Source organism: Glutamicibacter sp. (genome assembly GCF_035257265.1).
GTDB lineage: Bacteria > Actinomycetota > Actinomycetes > Actinomycetales > Micrococcaceae > Glutamicibacter.
Genome location: NZ_DATEXC010000033.1, coordinates 1 through 1,785 on the forward strand (window position 1 = coordinate 1; position 1,785 = coordinate 1,785).

1 protein-coding gene is annotated in these 1,785 nt (G+C 59.7%); it reads left to right on the plus strand.

Features of this window, described 5'->3' with window-relative positions; translation table 11 throughout:
* The first annotated feature begins 437 nt into the window (after positions 1-437).
* Positions 438-1,772: an IS4 family transposase gene (locus tag VJ369_RS08275; RefSeq protein ID WP_324091608.1), complete on the plus strand. Its 1,335-nt coding sequence runs from the start codon at positions 438-440 to the stop codon at positions 1,770-1,772.
* Positions 1,773-1,785 lie beyond the last annotated feature (13 nt).

Sequence of the window (1,785 nt, forward strand, 5' to 3'; positions counted from 1 at the left end):
CATGTTGACACGCCCAGCCAATCCCCTACACTGGAGGCAGTAGCACTCACTAGCTTCCCCTAGCGCTCTGCCGCCATGGCGGCTCACGGCTGCAGAGTGGCATAAAGTTTGCACTTTTACCTTGATGCGTGTGCTGGGCGAGCGATACCGGCTCGCTGACAGCGACGCGCATACGCTTCGTGAGGGGCCAGCGAGGGTTGCCGGCCATAGCTACCTTGCTGGCCTTTCAGGGTGGGCACGCTGATCCCTCCCAAGGCTGCTGGAGATGTTCCGTCACCGCTCTTTCCACGATCCCTGAAATAACTCTACGCGCGTCCAGCATGAGAGACCTACCTCATTATGAGAGAGAGGTGCGGCACGCAGAGCACCGGTCTTAACTTAAGCTCTAAGCTGTCATTTGCGCTATCATGGGGCCCCCTACAAAGAGGAGGCCCCCCATGGCACATAAGCACACGAGAGCCCGTCCCCATGCTGAGTTTCGGCATCGCTCACAGATCCCAATGCCAGCGGTGGAAGAGGTAGAACAACGTCTGACAGACCTGCTCAGTCCATCCTTACTCGCTCCACGCCAGCTGGAGCGGCGCGATCCTCGGCAGCCGCAGCGGATCATCCGTATGCGGCAACGGCTCCTCACGCTGCCCGTGATGGTGGCGATTATCGTGAGCCTCGTGTGGCGTCGGGTCCCGTCCATCGCCGAAGTACAGAAAGTCTTGCCCCGAGAAGGCTTGTTAGGGATGGCACCGCTGCAGGTCAGTGCCCAGGCTATCACCAAACGGCTCGACGTCCTGCCAGCGGCCGTGATGGGGCAGCTCTTTACCGAAGTCTGTATGCGTGTGCAGGCCCAAGCGCCGCCGCCCCTGCCGCATCCACGCTGGGCGCCGGTGTGGGAGGCGTTCTCCCGGATCGCCCTTGTGGACGGCTCGACCCTGGAAGCGCTGCGCAAAAAGACGCAGGTCTTGCGGGCGTGCGAGGGCCTTGTGCTTGGCGGCAAGATGATGGTGATGGTACCGGCCTTCAGCCACCGTCCGCTGTGGCAGCTCTATACCGAAGATGCCGCCGCCAATGACAAGCGCTTTGCGGCTGAAATCATGGCCGCCCTGCCCATGGGGGGGCTGTTGGTCTTTGATCTGGGATTTTTCAGCTTTCTGTGGTTTGATGACTTTACGGACCAGCAGAAGTTCTTTGTCACTCGCATGCGGCAAAAGATCGCCTATCGCACGGTGCAGGTGCTGAGTCAGGGCCCTTATTATCGCGACGAGATCATCCAGGTGGGCCAGTACCGCTCGCACCCCTGTACGCATCCACTGCGCATGGTATCGGTCCTCTGGCAGACGGTCTGGTATCGCTATCTGACCAATGTCCTCGATCCCCAACGGTTGTCTGCTCGTCAGGTCTGTGAGTTGTATCGACGGCGCTGGCGCATTGAGGATGCCTTTGCGCTGACCAAACGGGTCTTGGATTTGGCCTACTTGTGGACAGGTTCCACCAATGCGGTCCAATTGCAGATCTACGCCACGTTGATTGTCTATGCCGTGTTGCTGACGATCTGCCAACAGGTCGCCCAGGTCTTGGGGGAACCGTTGGAGCGGATCTCGGTCGAGATGGTGTTTCGTGCCTTCTACCACTATAGTCGTGCCGTGGAGCGCGGCGAATGTGACGCCTTGGTGTCGTTTCTGGCCGAACACGCTAAACTCCTGGGGATTGTCAAGCGGTGGCGCAAGCATCACCGCGAGCGCCAGCAACTGGAGTCCATCATTTGGGGAGACCCTTAAGTTGAGACCGGTG

Excerpts from the sequence above, each read along its gene's own strand:
- VJ369_RS08275 (WP_324091608.1), top strand. The coding sequence starts at position 438 with ATGGCACATAAGCACACGAGAGCCCGTCCCCATGCTGAGTTTCGGCAT.